The organism is Pseudomonas sp. 43A (assembly GCF_013363935.1).
In the GTDB taxonomy this organism is placed as follows: Bacteria; Pseudomonadota; Gammaproteobacteria; order Pseudomonadales; family Pseudomonadaceae; genus Aquipseudomonas; species Aquipseudomonas crudilactis.
Window position 1 is genome coordinate 6,636,322 of record NZ_CP054880.1, and the last position, 21,588, is coordinate 6,657,909.

General features: G+C 60.7%; 19 protein-coding genes. 4 read left to right on the top strand and 15 right to left on the bottom strand.

Translation table 11 applies throughout. From position 1 onward, the window contains the following. Window positions 1-133: 133 nt before the first annotated feature. From HUW52_RS29370 to HUW52_RS29400, 7 genes are all read right to left on the bottom strand, one after another. A complete protein-coding gene (locus HUW52_RS29370) occupies window positions 134-694 on the bottom strand; it encodes a phosphonate degradation HD-domain oxygenase (protein ID WP_175555569.1) in 561 nt (186 codons plus the stop codon). Next, window positions 694-1,827 (bottom strand): TIGR03364 family FAD-dependent oxidoreductase, encoded by a 1,134-nt coding sequence (locus HUW52_RS29375; protein WP_175555570.1) that lies wholly within the window; start codon window positions 1,825-1,827, stop codon window positions 694-696. The genes HUW52_RS29370 and HUW52_RS29375 overlap by 1 nt, the downstream gene beginning before the upstream one ends. Before the next feature lie 119 nt (window positions 1,828-1,946). Continuing rightward, complete coding sequence (locus tag HUW52_RS29380; RefSeq protein WP_175555571.1) at window positions 1,947-2,972, bottom strand: putative 2-aminoethylphosphonate ABC transporter substrate-binding protein; 1,026 nt, start codon at window positions 2,970-2,972, stop codon at window positions 1,947-1,949. Between the two features lie 26 nt (window positions 2,973-2,998). Further along, the gene (locus HUW52_RS29385) at window positions 2,999-4,723 is read right to left on the bottom strand and encodes a putative 2-aminoethylphosphonate ABC transporter permease subunit (protein ID WP_175555572.1); all 1,725 of its coding nucleotides are present in this window, start codon (window positions 4,721-4,723) and stop codon (window positions 2,999-3,001) included. Next, a complete protein-coding gene (locus HUW52_RS29390; RefSeq protein WP_016983207.1) occupies window positions 4,723-5,799 on the bottom strand; it encodes a putative 2-aminoethylphosphonate ABC transporter ATP-binding protein in 1,077 nt (358 codons plus the stop codon). Before HUW52_RS29390 ends, HUW52_RS29385 begins: the two co-directional genes overlap by 1 nt. A 232-nt stretch (window positions 5,800-6,031) precedes the next feature. Next, window positions 6,032-6,895 carry a LysR family transcriptional regulator gene (locus tag HUW52_RS29395; protein ID WP_016983206.1) on the bottom strand — a complete coding sequence of 288 codons (864 nt, stop codon included), beginning with the start codon at window positions 6,893-6,895 and terminating at the stop codon, window positions 6,032-6,034. A 13-nt stretch (window positions 6,896-6,908) separates the two neighbouring features. Next, on the bottom strand, window positions 6,909-9,218 hold the full coding sequence (locus HUW52_RS29400; RefSeq protein ID WP_175555573.1) for a heavy metal translocating P-type ATPase: 2,310 nt from the start codon (window positions 9,216-9,218) through the stop codon (window positions 6,909-6,911). Window positions 9,219-9,302: 84 nt separating this feature from the next. Here HUW52_RS29400 and cadR point away from each other — a divergent pair, with 84 nt between their 5' ends. Beyond that, entirely contained in the window at window positions 9,303-9,752 is a 450-nt protein-coding gene (gene cadR / locus HUW52_RS29405) for a Cd(II)/Pb(II)-responsive transcriptional regulator (protein ID WP_016983204.1), read from the top strand. A 121-nt stretch (window positions 9,753-9,873) separates the two neighbouring features. Here the strand turns inward: cadR and HUW52_RS29410 are convergent, their stop codons facing one another. From HUW52_RS29410 to HUW52_RS29420, 3 genes are all read right to left on the bottom strand, one after another. Next, complete coding sequence (locus HUW52_RS29410; protein WP_175555574.1) at window positions 9,874-10,845, bottom strand: thymidylate synthase; 972 nt, start codon at window positions 10,843-10,845, stop codon at window positions 9,874-9,876. A 50-nt stretch (window positions 10,846-10,895) separates the two neighbouring features. Continuing rightward, window positions 10,896-11,711, bottom strand: a complete 816-nt coding sequence (lgt, locus tag HUW52_RS29415) for a prolipoprotein diacylglyceryl transferase (RefSeq protein ID WP_150793187.1) — start codon at window positions 11,709-11,711, stop codon at window positions 10,896-10,898. A 79-nt stretch (window positions 11,712-11,790) separates the two neighbouring features. Further along, entirely contained in the window at window positions 11,791-12,573 is a 783-nt protein-coding gene (locus tag HUW52_RS29420) for a sulfite exporter TauE/SafE family protein (protein WP_116028433.1), read from the bottom strand. A gap of 132 nt (window positions 12,574-12,705) precedes the next feature. Between HUW52_RS29420 and HUW52_RS29425 the strand changes: the two genes are divergently transcribed. After that, a complete protein-coding gene (locus tag HUW52_RS29425; protein ID WP_175555575.1) occupies window positions 12,706-13,452 on the top strand; it encodes an NRDE family protein in 747 nt (248 codons plus the stop codon). A gap of 593 nt (window positions 13,453-14,045) precedes the next feature. Here HUW52_RS29425 and ptsP read toward each other — a convergent pair. Both ptsP and HUW52_RS29435 read right to left on the bottom strand, forming a co-directional pair. Continuing rightward, entirely contained in the window at window positions 14,046-16,325 is a 2,280-nt protein-coding gene (gene ptsP / locus HUW52_RS29430) for a phosphoenolpyruvate--protein phosphotransferase (RefSeq protein WP_175555576.1), read from the bottom strand. Between the two features lie 22 nt (window positions 16,326-16,347). Further along, the gene (locus tag HUW52_RS29435) at window positions 16,348-16,827 is read right to left on the bottom strand and encodes an RNA pyrophosphohydrolase (RefSeq protein ID WP_003229203.1); all 480 of its coding nucleotides are present in this window, start codon (window positions 16,825-16,827) and stop codon (window positions 16,348-16,350) included. Between the two features lie 143 nt (window positions 16,828-16,970). Between HUW52_RS29435 and HUW52_RS29440 the strand changes: the two genes are divergently transcribed. After that, window positions 16,971-17,627: an HAD family phosphatase gene (locus tag HUW52_RS29440; RefSeq protein WP_016987422.1), complete on the top strand. Its 657-nt coding sequence runs from the start codon at window positions 16,971-16,973 to the stop codon at window positions 17,625-17,627. Between the two features lie 104 nt (window positions 17,628-17,731). Here HUW52_RS29440 and HUW52_RS29445 read toward each other — a convergent pair whose 3' ends face one another. Both HUW52_RS29445 and ilvA read right to left on the bottom strand, forming a co-directional pair. Beyond that, entirely contained in the window at window positions 17,732-18,145 is a 414-nt protein-coding gene (locus HUW52_RS29445) for a DUF2269 family protein (RefSeq protein WP_160042251.1), read from the bottom strand. A 40-nt stretch (window positions 18,146-18,185) separates the two neighbouring features. Next, entirely contained in the window at window positions 18,186-19,700 is a 1,515-nt protein-coding gene (gene ilvA, locus HUW52_RS29450) for a threonine ammonia-lyase, biosynthetic (RefSeq protein ID WP_175555577.1), read from the bottom strand. 147 nt (window positions 19,701-19,847) lie between these two features. On the opposite strand from ilvA, the gene rpiA reads away from it, so the two are divergent. Beyond that, window positions 19,848-20,522, top strand: a complete 675-nt coding sequence (gene rpiA / locus HUW52_RS29455) for a ribose-5-phosphate isomerase RpiA (RefSeq protein ID WP_007913886.1) — start codon at window positions 19,848-19,850, stop codon at window positions 20,520-20,522. Between the two features lie 145 nt (window positions 20,523-20,667). Here rpiA and HUW52_RS29460 read toward each other — a convergent pair whose 3' ends face one another. Beyond that, on the bottom strand, window positions 20,668-21,585 hold the full coding sequence (locus HUW52_RS29460) for an SdiA-regulated domain-containing protein (protein WP_175555578.1): 918 nt from the start codon (window positions 21,583-21,585) through the stop codon (window positions 20,668-20,670). Window positions 21,586-21,588 lie beyond the last annotated feature (3 nt).

The following is a 21,588-nucleotide window of genomic DNA, read 5'->3' on the forward strand; positions in this document are numbered from 1 at the left end:
CAGAGGGAGAGGGAGCTGACCGTGTTGTTCTTCCGTCATACGTCGACCTGAGATATCCAGTCGAACTCAGTTTTGAAAGGCATGAAAATCGGCCCCCTCTCCCTCCGGGAGAGGGCTGGGGTGAGGGTGACAATCACTCAGCCGCCAATAAAACCTCAGCCTTGCGCTTGAGAACCGCCAAATCAATAACCGGCACCGCCGTCTCCTTGGCCAACTCATCCCACTGCCGCATGCGCAAACTCACCGCACACAACGGATCACGCTCAAACACATCCGCCTCAGCCTCCGTCATCACCCCACCCTGATACGCCAACGTCCGCTGACTCGCCTCTCTTAACCGCTCGAAATACCCAGGCTCACGCAACGTCAGATACCGCTTGGCCTGCACGTGATATTCCACCAGCCGCGCCATACGCTCGCTGAAACCGGCCTCACGCAAATAATCCGCACCCAGGCGTTCATGGCTGACCACGCCATACCCGCCCATGTTCTCTGCGCCCTCGGCACACAGATGGCCGATGTCATGAAAGAACGCCGCGAGCACCACTTCATCATCAAAACCTTCGGCGATCGCGAGTTCGGCAGCCTGGGACATGTGCTCGATCTGCGACACCGGTTCGCCGATGTAATCGTGGGTGCCAAAGCGTTCATACAGTGCGAATACCTTGGCGACGGTTTGCTCGTGACCTGTCATCAAATTTCCTCCAGCAACTGCGCAACGTTGCGTTCAGCCATTGCCGGGCCGACGCTCATGCCGACGCCGGTGTGCATCAGCGCCACATTCAAACCGGGTGCCGGGCGCAGGAACGAAAACGGCCCCGGCCCCCGGGAACCATAGACGCCCTGCCAGCGCTCGACCACTTGCACCTTGCAGCCCAGCGTCTGCTCGGCCAACTCGATCATCCAGTCATCCACCTGCTCAGCGTTGAACGGTGAAGGGTCGCTGCCGTAATGGTGCGAGTCGCCGATGATCAGTTCGCCGTGCGGTGTCGGACTGATCAGCAGGTGGATGCCGTTGTCGTGCAGGTGCGGTTGCTCACGGAGGATCTGCGCCTGCACCGCCGCCGCTTCCGGCAGATCGGCGAAGGCGCCGTAGTGCACGCAGCTCAGGCCGGTGAGCAAGGCGTGTTGCAGATTGAGATCGATCTGCGGTTTGGCGCGGAGCATTTGCAGGCGGCAGATTTGCGGGTCGAGCGCGGCGATCGGTTCGGCCAGCAGGGTCTGATAGTCGTGGCCGGAGCAGACGATGATCTGCTTCGCGGTAAAACTGCCGGCGGTGCTGTGCAGATGTCCCGGCTCGACGTCGCGTACCAGGGTGGAGAAGTGGAACTCGACGCCGAGGTCGCGGCGCAGGTAATCGATCAGTGCCGTAATCGCTTCGCGCGAATACAGCTGTTGATCGTCCATGCCGTGCAACGCGGCGCGGTGATGGCTGAACTGGCCGTTATACAGATCGCGCAAGGCAGCGCCGCGCAGCAACTGGATGTTGTAACCGTGTTCCACGGCGCGACCGTTGCAGAAGGCTTCGAGCAGATGTTCTTCGGCTTCGGTGCGGGCAAACAAGTAGGAGCCGTTGCGTTTGATTTGCAGCCCGGCGAGTTGTGCCCAGTCACCCCATATCTCGCGGCTGGCCTTGGCCAGTTCGAGCATTGGGCCCGGCGGTTGGCCGGTGACCAGGGCCTGGCCGAAGTTGCGCACCGAGGCGCCCAGCGGCGTGGCGGTGCGTTCGAAAACGGCGACCTTGAGGCCGCGTTTGGCGGCGGCGTAGGCGTGGGACAGGCCCAGAATGCCGGCGCCGACGATGAGCAGGTCTTGGTGTTGTGTCATCTGGATGATGTCCTGAATGAAAGACCGCAATCGCGAGCAGGCTCACTCCTACAGTTGGAATGCGTTCCCCTGTAGGAGTGAGCCTGCTCGCGATGAGGCCCTGTCAGTCGATAAAAATCTTACTTGGCAACCACTTTCTCGGACTTGCCGTCATAACGCTTGCGCCACTCGGTCAGAATCTCGTCACGATTCTTCGAGGCCCAGGCAAAGTCGTTCTTGATCAAACGCTGCTCGTAATCCGCCGGCAATTCGGTCTGCGGCTTGGCGATACCCGGTTGCGCAAGAACAGCGAAGTTCTCCTTGTACAGATCCATCGCCTCAGCGCTGGCGGAGAAGTCGGCGAGTTTCTTCGCCGCCTCTTCATGCGGCGTGCCTTTGATCACAGCGGTCGCTTCGATCTCCCAGCCCAGACCTTCCTTCGGCAGGATGATGTCCAGCGGCGCGCCCTGACGCTTCAACTGTACGGCTGGATACTCGAAAGAAATGCCGATCGGGAATTCCCCCGCCGCCGCCAGTTTGCAAGGCTTGGAACCGGAGTGAACGTATTGGCCGATGTTCTGGTGCAGACCGTCCATGTACGCCCAACCCTGCTTCTCGCCGAAGGTTTGCAGCCAAGCGCTGACGTCGAGAAAACCGGTGCCGGACGACGCCGGGTTCGGCATGACGATCTTGCCCTTGTACTCAGGCTTGGTCAGATCCTGCCAGCTCACCGGTTTAGTCAGGCCCTGCTTCTCGGCTTCGACGGTGTTGAAGCAAATCGTTGCGGCCCACACATCCATACCGACCCAGGCTGGCGGGTTGGCAGCGTCGCGGTAGTTCGCGCCGATCTTGCCGAGGTCCTTCGGCGCGTAGCTTTGCAGCATGCCTTGCTGATCGAGGATCGCCAGGCTCGAAGCGGCCAGGCCCCAAACGGCGTCAGCCTGCGGGCGGGCTTTTTCGGCGAGCAGTTTGGCGGTGATGATCCCGGTGGAATCACGCACCCATTTGATCTCGACGTCCGGGTTGGCCTTTTCAAAGGCTTCTTTGTAGGACTTCAGTTGCTCGGCTTCGAGGGCGGTGTACACCATCAACTCGGTTTTTGCCGCGAAGGCATTCAGGCTGAAAGTAGCGAGCACAGCAGCGGCCAGGGCCATAGGCTTGAACATGATCGTTTTCCTGTAGGTGAGTTGAATCAGTGACCGGGCGCGGTTTGCCGCCAGGCTTGGGAACGGCGCAGCAAGCCGCGCGAAGCCCACGCCAGCAGCAAGGACACGCCCGCCGAGGTGAACAGAATCAGAGTCGACATCGCCGCCGCGCCGCCAACGTTGCCGGCGTCATCCATGTTCAACACCGCGACTGCTGCGAGGATGGTGTCGGGGCTGTAGAGGAAGATCGCCGCCGACACGGTGGTCATCGCCGAGACGAACAGGTAGCGCACAATGTCGAGCAGCGCCGGCAGGCAGATCGGCACGGTGACGCGCAGGTAGTGCCGATACAGCGGCGCCTTCAGCGACAACGCGGCGGCTTCGAACTCGGCGTCGAGTTGGCGCAATGCAGTGGTCGCGGTCATTTGGGCAGTGGTCAGGTAGTGCGCAATCGTGCAGACGATCAGCAGCGTCATCGTCCCGTAGAGCACATGCAGCGGGTTACCCGTGAGGTTGAAGAAGAAGACGTAACCCAGACCGAGCACCAGCCCCGGCACCGCCATCGGCACAAAACTGAGCATGCGCAGGGCCAGGTTGAGTCCGCGCTGGCTGCGGGTTTTCTCCATCAGGTAAGCGCCGGTGAAAATCAGCACGCTGCCGATCAACGCCGTGCCCAGCGCCATCTTCAAACTGTTGCTGTAGGCCAGCCAGCCACCGCCGGCGGTTTCGTTGAACTGGTAGTGGTTGAGCGACAGCGACAGGTTGTATGGCCAGAACTTCACCAGAGAGGAGAACACCGCCATGCCGAACACCAGAATCAACGCCGCGCTGATCAGCAGAACAATCGCCAGATAGCAGCCATCGCGCAGTTTCGACGGTGCCGGTTTGAACACTTGAGCGCGGCCGCTCATGGAGTCGCCGTGACGCCGACGCAGCCACGCATCGACGCCAAAGCTGAACAGCGCCGGCAGCAACAGCACCATGCCGATCAACGCACCGCGACCGAATTGTTGTTGGCCGACCACGGCTTTGTAGGCTTCCAGCGCCAGCACTTGATAGTCACCACCGACCACCACTGGCACGCCGAAATCGGTGATGGTCAGGGTGAACACCAGACAGAACGCAGCGAACACAGCCTGCCGCGTCGCCGGCCAGGTGATGCTGCGAAACGCCTTGGCCGGACTGGCGCCCATGCTCGACGCAGCGTCGAACAATCGCGCATCGGCCAGCGACAATGCCGAGAGCAGAATCATCAGCGCATGCGGGAAGGTGTAAATCACCTCGCCCAGCACAATCCCCCAGAAGCCATAAATGTTGTCCGAGAGCAGTCCGCGCAACATGCCCTGGTTGCCGAACAGATAGACCAGTGCAATCCCCGGCAGCATCGACGGCGCCATCAGCGGCAGCAAGGAAATCCCGCGCCAGATGCCCTTCGCCGGAATCATTGTGCGTTGCAGCGCGTAGGCAAACAGGTAAGCCAGCGGTACGACGATGGCCGCAACGCTGAGGGAAACTTTCAGACTGTTGCCGAGCAACCAGTGAAAATTCTCGCTGCTCACCAATTCCTTCGCCGCAACCCAGCCACCGCCCTGCCCGGCCTCACTGCTGAAACCGCGCCAGAAGATTGCCAACAACGGCAGCAACACCGCGACGCCGAGCAACAGCAGCAAGAGAACTTTGCCACCGACGACAAAAATGCGGTCGCCGATCTCGGCTTTCGAGGACTGTCGCACCTGCTTGTGCGGTAGCGGCAGCGCGAGGTTGCTGTTCATCAGGCAAACACCTGCAGGCTGCGCGGCGGCAAGGCGACCATGATTTGCTGGGCGCCGAGGCGCGGCATGGCTTCCGGGGCGAGTTCGGCGAGCAAGGCGTGGCCAGGCAGTTGATCGAGTTCGAAACTCATGCGGCAGCGGTTGCCAAGGAAGGTGATCTCGCGGACTTTGGCCGGGAACAGGTTTTCTTCGTGCACCGGCGGATTGACGTTGATCGCCTCCGGGCGGCAGAACAAACGACCCGAAGCACGCTGAACGCTGCCATCGCTGAGGCGCAGGTTCATTCCGCCGACCTGCGCGTGGCTGTCGCTGCTGCGCTGGAACGGCAGCCAGTTGCCCTGGCCGACAAACTCGGCCACGAACGGTGTGGCCGGGCGGTTATAGATTTCCTGCGGGGTGGCGTATTGCTCGACGCGGCCGTTATTCATCACGGCGATGCGGTCGGCCATCAACATGGCTTCGTCCTGATTGTGCGTGACCATCAGGGTGGTGATGCCAAGGTTGCGCTGCAGTTGGCGCAACTCGGTGCACAGATGCTCGCGGACGCGGGCGTCGAGGGCGGACATCGGTTCGTCGAGCAATAGCAGAGATGGTGCAGGCGCCAGAGCGCGGGCCAGCGCGACACGTTGCTGTTGGCCGCCGGACAATTGGCCGGGGTACTTTTTCTCGCTCCCGGTAAGGCCGACCAGTTCGAGCATCTGGCCGACACGACGGCGCACTTCGTCGCGACCGCTGCCGGCGAGGCCGTAGGCGATGTTCGCTTCGACGGTCAGGTTGGGAAACAGCGCGTAGGACTGGAACAAAATCCCGTAGTCGCGGGCTTGCGGGGCGAGGTGCGAGACGTCGCGGTCGCCGAGGTACAGCTCGCCGCTGTCCTGTTTCTCCAGACCGGCGATGCAGCGCAGCAACGTGGTTTTGCCGCAGCCCGACGGGCCGAGCAGGCACACCAGTTCACCGGCAGCGACGTCGAGGGAGACGTTATCCAGCGCGGTGAACGCGCCGAAGCGTTTCTGCACGCCGCGCACTTTCATCGGCGCACCGGGGTTGGTCAGGGCAGTTGCGATGGCAGGATTCATGGACAGACCTCATCAAGCAGATGGGGCCAATCCTAGAGTTGTAATGCGTCCGTCATGTGGCAGTGAGGCAAAAACGACCGATAGTGGTATTCGGGGATTTTGGTTCAGAAGATTCAGGTCTTGGGTTGTTTGAACCGACGCCTTCGCGAGCAAGCTCGCTCCCACAGGGGGAACGCATTCCAATGTGGGAGCGAGCTTGCTCGCGAAGAGGCCGGCGCAGGCACTGAAAATCTCAGGCCGGGGACATTTCCTGCGCCAACCCGAGGAACGCCGCCGGCAACCGCGCGCCCTTCCTCTCCTTCAGGCAATACAGATACTCAGGAATCTGCGGCGCATTCTCGATCGTCAGCACGCGCAACTGCGGATCATGCGGCACTTCCTGCCGGGCAATGATGCTGATGCCGATATTGCGCAACACCGCCTCACGAATCGACTCACGGCTGCCAATCTCCAGCAACGGACCGAAACTGACCCCGGCGCTGGCCAGCAACTCTTCAGTCAGCCGCCGCGTGGTCGAACCCGACTCGCGCATCAACAAGGTATGCCCGGCCAGCGCACTCAATGCCACATGCTCCTGCGCCGCCAACGGATGGTTGCGATGCACCGCCAACACCAGCGGATCCGTCCCGAGCACCCGTCGAATCAACCGCGCGTCATCGAGCAATTGCGACGACGCAGCAATATCCACCCGGTAATCCTCCAGTGCTTCGAGCACCTGCTGTGAATTGCCGATTTCCACCGACACTTCCACTTGCGGCAGACGCTCGCGAAAGGTCTTCACCAGATCGAGGATGTAATACGGCGCCGTCGCGGCTATGCGCAACGTGCCCTGCACCTGACCGCTGTTGCGCAGGAAAAACTCGATGTCGGCCTCCTGCTGCAGCAGCGTCTTGACCATCGGCAGCAACCGCGCGCCTTCGTCGCTGACGCTCAAGCGCCGGCCGCCACGGTAGAACAGTTCCACCGAATACTGACTTTCCAGATGGCGGATCTGCGTGGTCACGGTGGGTTGGCTGAGGCCGAGTTTTTTCGCCGCCAGCGTGATGCTGCCCAGGCGGGCGACCATGTAAAACGCTTTCAACTCGGCACTCAGCACAACCTTTCCTCATCTATTTGCGCAGCAGGCGCAAACCGTTGAACACCACCAACAGGCTCACGCCCATGTCGGCGAACACCGCCATCCACATGGTGGCGAGCCCGGCGAAGGTTACCGCAAGAAAGATCGCTTTGATCACCAGGGCCAGCGCGATGTTCTGTTTCAGGATGCTTGCGGTGTTGCGCGACAGGCTGATGAATGCCGGGATCTTGCGCAGATCATCGTCCATCAGGGCGACATCGGCGGTTTCGATCGCCGTATCGGTGCCGGCAGCGGCCATGGCAAAACCGATCTCGGCGCGGGCCAGTGCCGGGGCGTCGTTAATGCCGTCGCCAACCATGCCCACACGATGGCCCTGCTTGTACAGATCTTCAATGGCTTGCAGTTTGTCGGTTGGCAGCAAATCACCGCGAGCCTCGTCGATGCCGACCTGCGCGGCAATTGCCTGGGCGGTGTGGACGTTGTCGCCAGTGAGCATCAGGGTTTTCACCCCGAGTTCATGCAACTGACGGATCGCTTCGCGGCTGGTTTCCTTGACGGTGTCGGCCACGGCGAACAGCGCCAGCGGCCCGGAACTGTCGAGCAGCAACACCACGGATTTGCCCTGTTTCTCCAGCGCAAAGAGTTTTTCTTCCAGTGCTGGCGAGCACAGGCCGAGTTCTTCGACCAGTCGATGGTTGCCCAAGTGGTAGGTCTGACCGTTGATTTCACCTTTGACGCCACGCCCGCCCAACGCTTCGAAGTTATCCACAATCAGCGCTGCAAAGTTTTTATCCGCAGCAGCGTTGGCGATGGCCAGCGACACCGGGTGGTCGGAGCGACCGGCCAATGCAGCGGCGATGGCCGGGGCCGTGGCATCGGCGGTCGGATCGAGGGACAGGTAATCAGTCTGCACCGGTTTGCCGTGGGTGATCGTCCCGGTTTTATCCAGCGCCAGATAATCGAGCTTGAAACCGCCCTCCAGGTACACGCCGCCCTTGACCAGAATGCCTTTGCGCGCCGCTGCCGCAAGGCCGCTGACAATGGTCACCGGAGTGGAAATCACCAGTGCGCATGGGCACGCGACCACCAGCAACACCAGCGCGCGGTAGATCCAGTCGAACCACACAGCGCCCATGAACAGCGGCGGAATGATCGCCACGGCCAAGGCAAAGACGAACACCACGGGCGTGTAGATTTTCGAGAACTGATCGACGAAGCGCTGAGTAGGTGCGCGCGCGCCCTGAGCCTGTTCGACCGCGTGAATAATGCGCGCCAACGTCGAGTTGTTCGCCGCTGCGGTGACCGCGTATTCCAGCGAACCGGCCTGATTGATGGTGCCAGCGAAGACTTTGTCGCCTACGGTTTTTTCCACCGGCAGGCTTTCCCCGGTGATCGGCGCCTGGTCGATGGTCGAGTTGCCGCTGAGCACTTCACCGTCCAGCGCAATACGCTCGCCCGGTTTCACCCGCACGCGGGCGCCGAGTTCGACGCTTTTTACGTCTTGTTCAATCCACGAACCGTCAGCCTGCAACACCGTCGCTTGCTCCGGCGTCATCTGCATCAGACCACTGATCGCGTTGCGCGCACGGTCCAGCGAGCGCGCTTCGATCAACTCGGCGACGGTGAACAGGAACATCACCATCGCCGCTTCCGGCCACTGGCCGATGAGGATGGCACCGGTGACGGCGATGCTCATCAGTGCGTTGATGTTGAGATTGCGGTTCTTCAGGGCGATCCAGCCCTTTTTGTAAGTGGTCAGGCCACCGCTGAGGATCGACACCAGCGCGATGATCGCTACCACCCAGGTTGGCGCGGCGTTGGTGAAGTGGATGACTTCAGCGGCGAGCGCGCCGACACCGGACAACGCCAGCGGCCACCAGTGTTTTTTCACCGGTGCCGGGGCTGGCGCTTCGACGCCCGCCTCCAGCGGTTCGGCGTGCATGCCGAGGGATTTGATTGCCTCGGTGATCGGCTCGGTACCCGGCAAATTGTGGGTCACGCCGAGCACGCGGTTGATCAGGTTGAATTCCAGTTGCTGCACGCCGGAGAGTTTGCCGAGCTTGTTCTGGATCAGCGTCTGCTCGGTCGGGCAGTCCATCGCCTCGATGCGGAAACTGCTCAGCCGCGCGTCGGCGGTGGTCTTTTCGCTCAGTTGCACCAACGCAGGCGCGGCGGCGTTCGACGAGCAGCAGGAATCTTCGTGCGCATGAACCGGTGCCGGTGCTGCGACTTTCGACCCGCAGCAGGAATCGCCGCCATGTGAATGCTTATGCACAGGCTGCAATTTATGACTGTGATCGTGGCCGTCGCCGGGCTTGTGGGTGTGCTGGGAATCGCTCATTGGTCGCGTCCATGAAGGTGCCTGTTGCCAAGTAAAGACCCTGTAGCCACTATAGGGTCAAGCACCCTTTTGGAGATTGTCGTCATGAAGATCGGAGAACTGGCCAAACTCACCGACTGCGCCGTGGAAACCATCCGCTACTACGAGCGCGAAAACCTCCTGCCAGAGCCGGCCCGCAGCGACGGCAACTACCGCGTTTACACCCAGGCCCACGCCGAACGCCTGACCTTCATCCGCAACTGCCGCACCCTCGACATGACCCTCGAAGAAATCCGCAGCCTGTTGGCCATGCGTGACAGCCCGCAGGATCAGTGTGAAAGCGTGAATACGCTGATCGACGAACACATTCAGCATGTGAAGGCGCGGATTGATGGGTTATTGGCGTTGCAGACACAGCTGCTCGACCTGCGCCAACGGTGTGGCGAAGGGCCGATGGCCGATCAATGCGGGATTTTGCAGCGGCTGGAAGTGAGTGGCGGGGTTGTCGCGACGGAGGTTGAGCATTCCCATGTGGGCCGCAGCCACGGCCATTGAGCCCAACACAAAACCAAATGTAGGAGCTGCCGCAGGCTGCGATCTTTTGATCTTATAAACAGCAAGATCAAAAGATCGCAGCCTTCGGCAGCTCCTACACAGGGGTATTGCGTATTGCTTGTCAGACCGCCATCGGCGCGGTCATTGGCGCGTGATGCTCGTAGCCTTCCAGCGAAAAGTCGCTCGGCTCGACCAGCTCCAGCCATTCCGGCTGGTACACGCCAGTCTTGGCAAACTCCGGCACACGATCCGAGATATTCAGCTTCGGCATGGCGAACGGCTCACGCTTGAGCTGTTCGTTGAGCATGTCCAGATGGTTCTCGTAGACGTGTGCATCACCGATGAAATAGGTGAACCAGCGCGGCGTGTAACCGGTCAGGCGACCGATCAGGCTCAGCAGCGCGGCGCCTTCGGTGAGGTTGAACGGCGTGCCCAGACCCAGATCGTTTGAGCGGATGTAGAGGGTCAGAGAAATCTCTTTGGTCTCGACATTCGGGTGGAACTGGTACAGCAGATGGCACGGCGGCAGGGCCATTTCATCCAACTGGGCGACGTTCCAGCCGTGGAACAGAATACGGCGGCTGCCCGGATCGTTGATGATCGTGTCGACGCACTGGCGCACCTGATCGATGGCTTTGTACAGCACCACGTAGGCCTGGCCGTCTTCTTCGCCCTGAGCGATCTGCTTGTAGCCGTTGGCCAGGGTTTGTTCGATGGCGGCGGTGTTGCTCAGCGGGATCTGCTTGTACGCCGGCCATTTGCGCCATTGCACGCCGTAGATTTCGCCGAGGTCGTCGTCGCCCTGACGGAACGGGTTGGCCAGCCACTGCGCGTTTTCGTTGGCGTTCTGGTCCCAGACCTTGCAGCCCAGCGCACGGAATTCAGCGGCGTTGTTCACACCACGGAGAAAACCGCACATCTCGCCGATGGCCGATTTGAAGGCCATTTTGCGCGTGGTGATCGCCGGAAAACCTTCCTGCAGATCGAAACGCAGCATCGCACCCGGGAAGCTGATGGTGTTGATGCCGGTGCGGTTGGCTTGTTTGGTGCCGTTCTGAATGACGTGCGAGACCAGTTCGAGATATTGCTTCATGAGTTACCTGTGTCCTTTGAGCCCCGGCGTCGCGCGCCGGGGTTCGTAGTTTAAGCCGTCGGCGCGAGCGGTGCTGCCGGTGCGCGACGATAGGCCAGCCAGATCAGGAACAGCCCGCCGACGATCATCGGCACGCAGAGCACCTGGCCCATCGTCAGCCAGTTCCAGGCCAAGTAGCCCAGCTGCGCATCCGGCACGCGAACGAATTCGACGATGAACCGGAAGATGCCGTAGAACAGCGCGAACATGCCCGATACGGCCATGGTCGGACGCGGTTTGCGCGAGAAAATCCACAGAATCAGGAACAGCGCCACGCCTTCCAGCGCGAACTGATACAGCTGCGACGGGTGACGCGGCAGTTGCGCCGGATCGCTGAATGGCGGGAAGACCATGGCCCACGGCACGTCGGTCGCCTTGCCCCACAACTCCGCGTTGATGAAGTTACCGATGCGCCCGGCACCCAGACCGATCGGCACCATCGGCGCAACGAAGTCCATCAGCTGGAAGAACGACTTGCCGTTACGCTTGCCAAACCACAACGCGGCCAGCATCACGCCGATAAAGCCACCATGGAACGACATGCCGCCCTTCCACACTTCGAAAATCAGTGTCGGGTTGGCCAGATAAGCGCTCAGATCGTAGAACAGCACGTAACCCAGACGTCCGCCAACGATCACGCCCATCGATAGCCAGAAGATCAGATCGGAGAGTTTCTCCTTGGTCCAGGTCGGGTCGAAACGGTTGAGCCGGCGCGACGCCAGCAGCCACGCACCGCCGATGCCGATCAGGTACATCAGACCGTACCAGTGGATTTTCAGCGGACCGATGGCCAGGGCCACCGGGTCGATCTGCGGGTAAGGCAGCATTGCGACTCCTTGTTAGAGTTGAAACCAAAATTCCCGGGCGACGCTGCCACCTCAGGATTAAGCCAGGATTGCGACGCGATTAAAGCAGGAAGCTCACACCCACGCTGAACAGCAAAGCGGCGAACAGCCGTTTCAGCAAGCGCGGCGACAACCGATGCGCCAAACGCGCGCCAATGCGGGCGAAGACCATACTGGTCAGGGCAATGCCCAACAACGCAGGCAAATACACAAAACCGAGACTATGGGCCGGCAACAACGGATCGTGCCACCCCAGAATCATGAAACTTAATGCACTGACCAGCGCGATTGGCAGCCCGCAGGCCGACGAGGTCGCCACCGCTTGCTGCATCGGCACGCTGCGCCAGGTCAGGAACGGCACGGTCAGCGAACCGCCGCCCACGCCAAAAATCGCCGAGGCCCAGCCGATGATGCTGCCGGCCACGGTCAGACCGAGTTTACCCGGCACCGTTCGGCTGGCCTTGGGTTTAATGTCCAGCGCCAGTTGCACCGAGATGATCAAGGCGAACACGCCGATGATCTTTTGCAAGTGCGGGCCGGAGATCGCTTCTGCAGTCAGCGCGCCGAAGCCTGCACCGAGCAGAATGCCGACGGCCATCCACATGAAGATCGGCCAGCGCACCGCGCCTCGTCGATGATGCTCACGCACGGCGTTGACCGAGGTGAAGATGATCGTCGCCAGCGACGTGCCAACCGCCAGATGGGTGAGGATCGACTGATCAAAGCCCTGCAAGGTGAAACTGAACACCAGCACCGGCACGATGATGATCCCGCCGCCGACGCCAAACAGTCCGGCCAGCACGCCCGCACAGGCGCCCAGCGCCAGATAGAGCAGAAATTCCATGACCGTCTCCCCAGACCGCATCCGCAAAACCGGAGCGGCATGGTAACGGATGCACACCCTTTGGCTCCACTGGCGATGGATGCACGGACGCGGGATGCGTAGAGTGAGCAAAAAACACACAAGGACTACCTTATGTGCCTGATTGTTTTCGCCTGGCGGCCGGACCATGCCCTGCCGCTGATCGTCGCGGCCAACCGTGACGAGTTTTACGCCCGGCCGAGCCTGCCCTTGGCGCAATGGCCGGAGGCGCCGCATGTGCACGCGGGGCGTGATCTTGAAGCCGGCGGCACCTGGCTGGGGATCGGCGCCAACGGGCGCTTTGCCGCGCTGACCAATATTCGCGATCCGCAGCAGCCGCCGGCACGCAAGTCGCGGGGCGAGTTGGTGGCGCGGTTTCTCACGGGCGATGCGTCGATTGATGATTATTTGAGCGATGTGGTCGGGCGTTCGGCGGAATATGCCGGGTTTAATCTGCTGCTCGGCAATAGTCATGAGCTGTGGCACTTCAATGCGCGGATGTCGGAGCCGGTGATGCTGGAATCGGGCGTCTACGGGTTATCGAATGCCGGGCTGGATACGCCGTGGCCGAAGTTGCTGAAGGCCAAGGCTGGGTTGAGTGCGGTGCTGGATGATCCGCAACCGCAGCACTTGCTCGATTTGCTAAGCGATGCCCAGACCGCGCCGGAAGCGGAATTGCCAGATACCGGGGTGGGCATGGCGACGGAGTCATTGTTGTCGAGTGTGTTTATTGCCAGCCAGAGTTACGGCACGCGGGCGAGTTCGGCGTTGATCGTGAAGGCGGATGGGTCGCGGCGGATGGTCGAGCGGAGTTTCGGGCCGTATGGCGGGCATTTGGGCGAGGTGGAGATAAAAGCGTAAAAGCCGACCCTCACCCCAGCCCTCTCCCGGAGGGAGAGGGGGCCGACCGAGGTGTCTTGAGCCGTACATCGACCTGAAAGATCGAGTCGATTATGGATTCAACACAGCACTTTCAGGTCGGCGTACCTCTGCAGCATCCCCCAATCAGTCCCCTCTCCCTTTGGGAGAGGGGGCCGACCGAGGTGTCTTGAGCCGTACATCGACCTGAAAGATCGAGTCGATTATGGATTCAACACAGCACTTTCAGGTCGGCGTACCTCTGCAGCATCCCCCAATCAGTCCCCTCTCCCTTTGGGAGAGGGGGCCGACCGAGGTGTCTTGAGCCGTACATCGACCTGAAAGATCGAGTCGATTATGGATTCAACACAGCACTTTCAGGTCGGCGTACCTCTGCAGCATCCCCCAATCAGTCCCCTCTCCCTTTGGGAGAGGGGGCCGACCGAGGTGTCTTGAGCCGTACACCGACCTGAAAGATCGAGTCGATTATGGATTCAACACAGCACTTTCAGGTCGGCGTACCTCTACAGCATCCCCCAATCAGTCCCCTCTCCCTTTGGGAGAGGGTTAGGGTGAGGGTGAGGGGCTTTTGATCTTCAGGGGGCCTTGACCACCGCCGGCGGATGCATCTTCGACAACCCAAGGTTCTTCAGCGCCAATTGCAGCGAGCTGTGGATCACTTGCGGGTTGTCGATGGTCATCAGCTCCGCCAGCAATTCCTTGGCCTTGCTCAGATTGACCTGACGCAACATCCACTTCACCTTCGGCAAGTTGGTGGCGTTCATCGACAAACTGTCGAAACCCATCGCCATCAACAGCACTGCCGCCGCTGGATCACCGGCCATCTCGCCGCAGATACTCACCGGTTTACCTTCCGCATGGGCATCGCGAACCACGGTCTGCAAAGCTTGCAGCACCGCCGGGTGCAGGTAGTCGTAAAGATCGGCCACGCGCGGGTTGTTACGGTCGACCGCCAGCAAATACTGGGTCAAGTCGTTGGAACCGACCGACAGGAAGTCGACCATCCGCGCCAGTTCCTTGGTCTGATACACCGCTGCCGGAATTTCGATCATCACGCCGATCGGCGGCATCGGCACGTCGGTGCCTTCGTCGCGCACTTCGCCCCAGGCCCGGTGGATCAGGTGCAGGGCTTCTTCGAGTTCGTGGGTGCCGGAGATCATCGGCAGCAGAATCCGCAGGTTGTTCAGGCCTTCGCTGGCCTTGAGCATCGCGCGGGTCTGCACCAGGAAGATTTCCGGGTGGTCGAGGGTGACGCGAATGCCGCGCCAGCCGAGGAACGGGTTGTCTTCCTTGATCGGGAAGTACGACAGCGACTTGTCACCGCCGATGTCGAGGCTGCGCATGGTCACCGGTTGCGGGTGGAACGCGGCGAGCTGCTCACGGTAGATCGCCAGTTGTTCCTTCTCGCTCGGGAAGCGCTGGTTGATCATGAACGGCACTTCGGTGCGGTACAGGCCGACACCTTCGGCGCCACGCTTCTGCGCCCGCGCCACGTCGGCGAGCAGACCGGTGTTGACCCACAGCGGCATGCGGTGGCCATCGAGGGTCACGCACGGCAGGTCGCGCAGGGTGTCGAGGCCCAGCGCCAGTTGTTTCTCTTCTTCAACGACTTCGGCGAACTGCTTGCGCAGCACTTCGCTCGGGTTGGTGTAGACCTCGCCGCGAGTGCCGTCGACGATCATTTCGATGCCGTCGACCTTGGCGTACGGCAGGTCGACCAGCCCCATCACCGTCGGAATACCCATCGCCCGGGCAAGGATCGCCACGTGGGAGTTGCCCGAACCGAGTACCGAAACCAGACCGACCAGCGTGCCTTCCGGCACCTCGCCGAGCATCGCCGGCGTCAGTTCTTCGCTGACCAGAATGGTTTTTTCCGGGTAGACCAGGTTCTGCTGACGCTCTTCCTGCAAATAGGCGAGCAAGCGGCGACCGAGGTCTTTGACGTCCGAGGCACGCTCACGCAGGTAGGCGTCGTCCATCAGTTCGAAACGGTTGACGTGCTCAGTGACCACCTGACGCAGCGCGCCTTGGGCCCACTGGCCGGTCTTGATCACGGTGGTGATTTCGCTGCCCAGCGAGGCATCGTCGAGCATCATCAGGTAGACATCGAACAGCGCACGCTCTTCCGGGCGCAGCTGGGTCGCGAGCTTGGCGGACAACGCGCGCATGTCGGCACGCACGCCTTCGATGGCGGTCTTGAACAGCGCCAGTTCAGCGTCGATGTCGGTGATGGTCTTGTCCGGCACCACGTCGAGATCGGCCGGTGGCAGCATGACCACCGCCGTACCGACCGCCGCACCCGGCGAACCCGGCACGCCGACGAACTTGGCTTCCTGAATGCCTTTGCCCTGACGGCCCAGACCACGGATCGATCCGGTGGCCTCGGCGTGGGCGATAACCCCGGCGAGCTGCGCGCTCATGGTCACGAGGAAGGCTTCTTCACCTTCATCGAACTGGCGGCGTTCTTTTTGCTGGATGACCAACACGCCGACGACGCGGCGGTGGTGAATGATCGGTGCACCGAGGAACGAGGCGTAACGCTCTTCACCGGTTTCGGCGAAGTAGCGGTAGCGCGGGTGAACAGACGCGTTTTCGAGGTTCAGGGGTTCTTCACGCGTGCCGACCAGACCGACCAGACCTTCGTTGGGTGCCATGCTGACCTTGCCAATCGAGCGCTTGTTCAAGCCCTCGGTGGCCATCAGGACGAAGCGGTTGGTCTCGGGATCAAGCAGGTAGACCGAGCAGACCTGGCTGCCCATGGCCTCTTTGACGCGCAACACAATAATCCCCAACGCCGCCTTGAGATCCTTGGCGGAGTTAACTTCCTGGACGATCTTGCGCAGCGTATTGAGCATGGCTCGGGGTCGAACTCCGTCGTCAGTCGCGCGCTAAAAGGCGCGGGGCAAGCTCTTTGAGGGCGCGGCGATACACCTCGCGCTTGAATGTCACCACCTGGCCCAACGGATACCAATAGCTGACCCAGCGCCAGCCATCGAACTCCGGTTTACCGGTCAAATCCATCCGCACCCGCTGCTCGTTGGAGATCAGGCGCAGGAGAAACCATTTCTGTTTCTGGCCGATGCACAGCGGTTGGCTGTGCGTACGCACCAGACGTTGCGGCAAACGATAGCGCAACCAGCCCCGAGTACAGGCCAGTATTTCAACATCTTCACGTTCCAGGCCAACTTCTTCGTTCAGCTCGCGGTACAAGGCGTCTTCCGGCGTCTCTTCAGGGTTGATTCCCCCTTGCGGAAACTGCCAGGCATCTTGATTGATACGGCGAGCCCATAGCACCTGGCCGGCGTCATTCGTCAGAATGATCCCGACATTGGGGCGGAAACCATCGGGGTCGATCACGGGCACAACCTCGCAAACGCATGTCGCCGCATTGTTCCACAAAGGTTGATAAGGCGGCAACGAAGCTTCCTACCTTATGTGCACTCTTGTGAAAAGACCGTATTCTTGTCGCCTTTTTACAGACTTATCAGCGGGTAACTGCAATGCGCCTGGCACTCTTCGATTTGGACAACACCCTTCTGGGCGGCGACAGCGATCACGCTTGGGGCGACTATCTGTGTGAACGCGGCTTCCTCGACCCGATTGCGTACAAAGCACGCAACGACGAGTTCTATCAGGATTACCTGGCCGGCAAACTGGATAACGCCGCGTACCTGAACTTCTGTCTGGAGATCCTCGGCCGCACCGACATGGCCGTGCTCGATCAATGGCACAGCGATTACATGCGCGACTGCATCGAGCCGATCGTGCTGCCGCAAGCGCTGGAACTGCTGAAAAAGCACCGCGATGCCGGCGATAAGCTAGTGATCATCACTGCGACCAACCGTTTTGTGACGGCGCCGATTGCTGTGCGACTGGGCGTTGAAACCCTGATCGCTACCGAGTGCGAAATGGTTGATGGCCGTTACAGCGGGCGCAGCACTGATATTCCGTGCTTCCGTGAAGGCAAGGTGACGCGCCTGAATCGCTGGCTGGAAGAGACCGGGTATTCGCTGGACGACAGCTATTTTTATAGCGATTCGATGAATGATTTGCCGTTGCTGGAGCAGGTGGCGAATCCGGTGGCTGTTGATCCGGATCCGAATCTGCGGGCGGAGGCTGAGAAGCGTGGCTGGCCGGTGATTTCGCTGCGCGGCTGATTACGCCTTCGCGAGCAGGCTCTCTCCCACAAGGTATTGTGAACGACACAGATCCAATGTGGGAGCGAGCCTGCTCGCGAATGGGGTCGACTCGGTCTCAAGCCTTAAACAGGCTTGGCACCCATCAACGCCGCAATGGCGAGAAATCCGATGCCGCTGACAATCGCCAGCGCCAGCGTGAATTTCCGGTTACCTACCCCGCTAGTCCACAGCCGATTAAGCCGCACCAACAACCACACTGCACTCAACGTGGCCACTGCATAAATCACACTGGACCCCAAAATCCACAACTGCCCCAATGGCCAGCCGATCAGGTGTACCAACCACCAGCCGGTGAAAGGCATGCTCAGCATACCGATCAGCATCAAACACCAGATAAACAGCCAGGGACGCTGCATCGTGCTGGCCGGCCCTTCGCTGCGATTACGCCAAGTCAGAGCGGCGAGCCCCAGCCCGCTCGCGAGTATGACCACGGTCGCCGCGACGTGAAGGACTTTCAGGGTGGTCAGGGTTTCCATGAATTTCTCTTCCTTGGGCCATGCCCATCAGCGTAGCCGCTCAGCCAAGAAACAGCTGATAGGCCGGGTTCTCGCTTTCATCCCAGTACGGGTATCCGATTTCTTCAAGCGCCGCCGGCACTAGATGACGCTCGTCGTGCGGCACTTGCAGGCCCGCGACCACACGGCCATCGGCAGCACCATGGTTACGGTAGTGGAACATCGAGATGTTCCAGCGCCCGCCCAGCTTATTAAGGAAGTTGAACAGCGCGCCCGGACGCTCCGGGAATTCGAAGCGGAACACCACTTCATCAATCACGTGCGCCGCATGCCCGCCGACCATGTGGCGGATGTGCAGTTTGGCCAGTTCGTTGTCGGTCAGGTCGATGACCGGGAAACCCTGCTCGGTCAGGCTCGCCAGCAATGCGCTGCGCGGGTCGTTTTCCGGGTGGGTCTGCACGCCGACAAAGATGTGCGCTTCGCTGCCGGTGTTGTAGCGGTAGTTGAATTCGGTGATCTGGCGCTTGCCGATGGCTTCGCAGAACGCCTTGAAGCTGCCGGCCTTCTCGGGGATGGTCACGGCGATGATCGCTTCGCGGCCTTCACCCAGTTCGGCGCGCTCGGCGACGTGGCGCAAGCGGTCGAAGTTGACGTTGGCGCCGGAATCGATGGCCACAAAGGTCTGGCCACTGACGCCGCGCAACTCGACGTACTTCTTGATCCCAGCCACACCCAAGGCGCCGGCAGGTTCGGTGATCGAGCGGGTATCGTCGTAGATATCCTTGATCGCCGCACAGATCTCGTCAGTGCTGACGGTGATCACTTCATCGACGTAGTCTTTGCAGATGTCGAAGGTGTGCTGGCCAATCTGCGCCACCGCCACGCCGTCGGCAAAGATGCCCACGGTCGGCAACACCACGCGCTCGCCGGCGGCCATTGCCGCTTGCAGACAGTTGGAATCGTCCGGCTCGACGCCGATGACTTTGATGTCCGGGCGCAGGTATTTCACGTATGCAGCAATACCGGCGATCAAACCGCCGCCACCGACCGGAACAAAAATCGCGTCCAGCGGCTGCGGGTGCTGGCGCAGAATTTCCATCGCCACGGTGCCTTGCCCGGCAATGGTGTGCGGATCATCGTACGGGTGGATGTAGACGTAGCCTTTCTCATCAACCAGTTTCAGCGAATAGGCCAGGGCTTCCGGGAACGAATCACCGTGCAGCACCACTTTGCCGCCGCGCGAACGCACGCCTTCGACTTTGATTTCGGGGGTGGTCTTGGGCATGACGATGGTGGCTTTGACGCCCAGCACTTTCGCCGCCAGGGCCAAGCCCTGCGCGTGGTTGCCCGCCGACGCGGTGACTACGCCACGGGCGCGCTCTTCATCGCTCAGTTGCGTCAGCTTGTTGTAGGCGCCACGAATCTTGAACGAGAACACCGGCTGCAAGTCTTCACGTTTGAGCCAAATGTCATTGCCCAGCCGCTCGGAGAGCTGGCGAGCGTTCTGCAGCGGGGTTTCTACGGCAACGTCATAAACGCGCGAGGTGAGGATCTTTTTGACGTACTGTTCGAGCATCGGAAAGCATCACTGAGCGGTTGAGCGGGACCGAGGAGTCTAACCCGGCTTTTGCCCGCACGACCACACGAATCCAGAGGTTTTAGCCGCGCTTGCGGCTATAATGCTGGCCTTTCCGTTCTCTCCTTGCCCGCTTCCGGAGCCCGCATGACCCAGGATCAACTCAAACAGGCAGTGGCTCAGGCCGCCGTCGACTTCATCCTTCCGAAACTCGACGACAAGAGCATCGTCGGGGTCGGCACCGGCTCCACCGCCAACTGCTTCATTGATGCCCTGGCCCAGCACAAGGGTGCGTTCGATGGCGCCGTCGCCAGCTCCGAAGCCACCGCCGCGCGCCTGAAAGGCCACGGGATTCCGGTGTATGAACTGAACACCGTCAGCGACCTGGAGTTCTACGTCGATGGCGCCGACGAAAGCGACGCGCACCTGAACCTGATCAAGGGCGGCGGCGCTGCCCTGACCCGCGAGAAGATCGTTGCGGCCGTGGCCAAGACCTTCATCTGCATCGCCGACGCCAGCAAACTGGTGCCGGTGCTGGGCGAGTTCCCGCTGCCGGTCGAAGTGATCCCGATGGCCCGCAGCCACGTTGCGCGTCAGTTGGTGAAATTGGGCGGCGACCCGGTGTACCGCGAAGGCGTGCTGACCGACAACGGCAACATCATTCTGGATGTGTTCAACCTGCAGATCACCAACCCGGTGGAGCTGGAAGCGCAAATCAATGCGATTGTCGGCGTGGTTACCAATGGCTTGTTCGCGGCGCGTCCGGCGGATCTGTTGCTGCTGGGTACTAGCGAAGGTGTGAAAACCCTCAAGGCTGAGTAATCCAGACTGCCCACACTTTATGGGCAGATGAATAAACCTGTGGGAGCGAGCTTGCTCGCGAATGCGTCAGTTCAGCCAACATCTTCATTGGCTGACACGACGCCTTCGCGAGCAAGCTCGCTCCCACAGTGTTTTGTGGTGTTGGTCAGGGTTGTGCTGGTTTTTTGAAGACGTAAAACAGGTTCGGCTCACTCACCAGATACAACGTCCCGTCATCATCCATCGCGATGCCTTCCGCCTGCGGCACGGTCTTCTTCAAACCCTGCCGACCGCCACTGATGGACATCGTGCTCAACGGCCGTCCACCGACATCCAGCTCCAGAATCAGCCGCGACTCATCCGACAGCGCCAGTAAATGCCCGCTGCGCTCGTCGTATTGCAAACTCGATAGATCACGCACAAACATCCCGGCGTCACGCTTGGGATCATTGATCACGTGCACTGCATAGGACTTCTCTGGATTGAAGTGCGGAAAACCGTGCACTTCGTAGATCAGCATCGGGTTGCGTTCCTTCGCAACAAACAGGCGCTTGCCCACCGAGTCATACGCCAAGCCTTCGAAGCCCTTGTTGCTGGCCATATGCACACCGAGGGTCATCTGTTCGGCATCCGCTGCGTCGAGGAATGTGGTGTCTGCTTCCAGGTGAATCTTGATCAGCCGCTGCTGACGCTCGTCAGTGATCACGTAGGTGTCGGCGCTGATGTACTCGACAGCTTCCGGATCGCCAAAACCAATCAGGGCAATGCGCCGCAGGATCTTGCCTTCCAGCGACAGTTCGACCAGCTCGGAATTCTTGTTGGTCACGGTGAACAGGCTTTTGCGCACCGGATCGAAGGTCAGCGCCGAGACATCATCGTCCAGCCCGTCAATCACCCGAGCCTCAATCTCGACGCGATACTGATCCAGCCCGATCGACTCGCTACTCTGCGGCTGCAACAACGTGTGCAGGTTGAACCAGGCGCGTTCGAACAGACGCATGTATTGGCCGAGCGCGATCAATGCGATCAGGGCAATCACCGACAGGATGATCATCAGAGGTTTGGGACGGGCAAGTCGACGCATTCG

Excerpts from the sequence above, each read along its gene's own strand:
- HUW52_RS29370 (WP_175555569.1), bottom strand. The coding sequence starts at position 694 with ATGACAGGTCACGAGCAAACCGTCGCCAAGGTATTCGCACTGTATGAA.
- cadR (WP_016983204.1), top strand. The coding sequence starts at position 9,303 with ATGAAGATCGGAGAACTGGCCAAACTCACCGACTGCGCCGTGGAAACC.
- HUW52_RS29410 (WP_175555574.1), bottom strand. The coding sequence starts at position 10,845 with ATGAAGCAATATCTCGAACTGGTCTCGCACGTCATTCAGAACGGCACC.
- ilvA (WP_175555577.1), bottom strand. The coding sequence starts at position 19,700 with ATGCTCGAACAGTACGTCAAAAAGATCCTCACCTCGCGCGTTTATGAC.
- HUW52_RS29380 (WP_175555571.1), bottom strand. The coding sequence starts at position 2,972 with ATGTTCAAGCCTATGGCCCTGGCCGCTGCTGTGCTCGCTACTTTCAGC.
- HUW52_RS29460 (WP_175555578.1), bottom strand. The coding sequence starts at position 21,585 with ATGCGTCGACTTGCCCGTCCCAAACCTCTGATGATCATCCTGTCGGTG.
- HUW52_RS29390 (WP_016983207.1), bottom strand. The coding sequence starts at position 5,799 with ATGAATCCTGCCATCGCAACTGCCCTGACCAACCCCGGTGCGCCGATG.
- HUW52_RS29375 (WP_175555570.1), bottom strand. The coding sequence starts at position 1,827 with ATGACACAACACCAAGACCTGCTCATCGTCGGCGCCGGCATTCTGGGC.
- HUW52_RS29385 (WP_175555572.1), bottom strand. The coding sequence starts at position 4,723 with ATGAACAGCAACCTCGCGCTGCCGCTACCGCACAAGCAGGTGCGACAG.
- HUW52_RS29440 (WP_016987422.1), top strand. The coding sequence starts at position 16,971 with ATGCGCCTGGCACTCTTCGATTTGGACAACACCCTTCTGGGCGGCGAC.
- HUW52_RS29445 (WP_160042251.1), bottom strand. The coding sequence starts at position 18,145 with ATGGAAACCCTGACCACCCTGAAAGTCCTTCACGTCGCGGCGACCGTG.
- HUW52_RS29425 (WP_175555575.1), top strand. The coding sequence starts at position 12,706 with ATGTGCCTGATTGTTTTCGCCTGGCGGCCGGACCATGCCCTGCCGCTG.
- ptsP (WP_175555576.1), bottom strand. The coding sequence starts at position 16,325 with ATGCTCAATACGCTGCGCAAGATCGTCCAGGAAGTTAACTCCGCCAAG.
- lgt (WP_150793187.1), bottom strand. The coding sequence starts at position 11,711 with ATGCTGCCTTACCCGCAGATCGACCCGGTGGCCCTGGCCATCGGTCCG.
- rpiA (WP_007913886.1), top strand. The coding sequence starts at position 19,848 with ATGACCCAGGATCAACTCAAACAGGCAGTGGCTCAGGCCGCCGTCGAC.
- HUW52_RS29400 (WP_175555573.1), bottom strand. The coding sequence starts at position 9,218 with ATGAGCGATTCCCAGCACACCCACAAGCCCGGCGACGGCCACGATCAC.
- HUW52_RS29420 (WP_116028433.1), bottom strand. The coding sequence starts at position 12,573 with ATGGAATTTCTGCTCTATCTGGCGCTGGGCGCCTGTGCGGGCGTGCTG.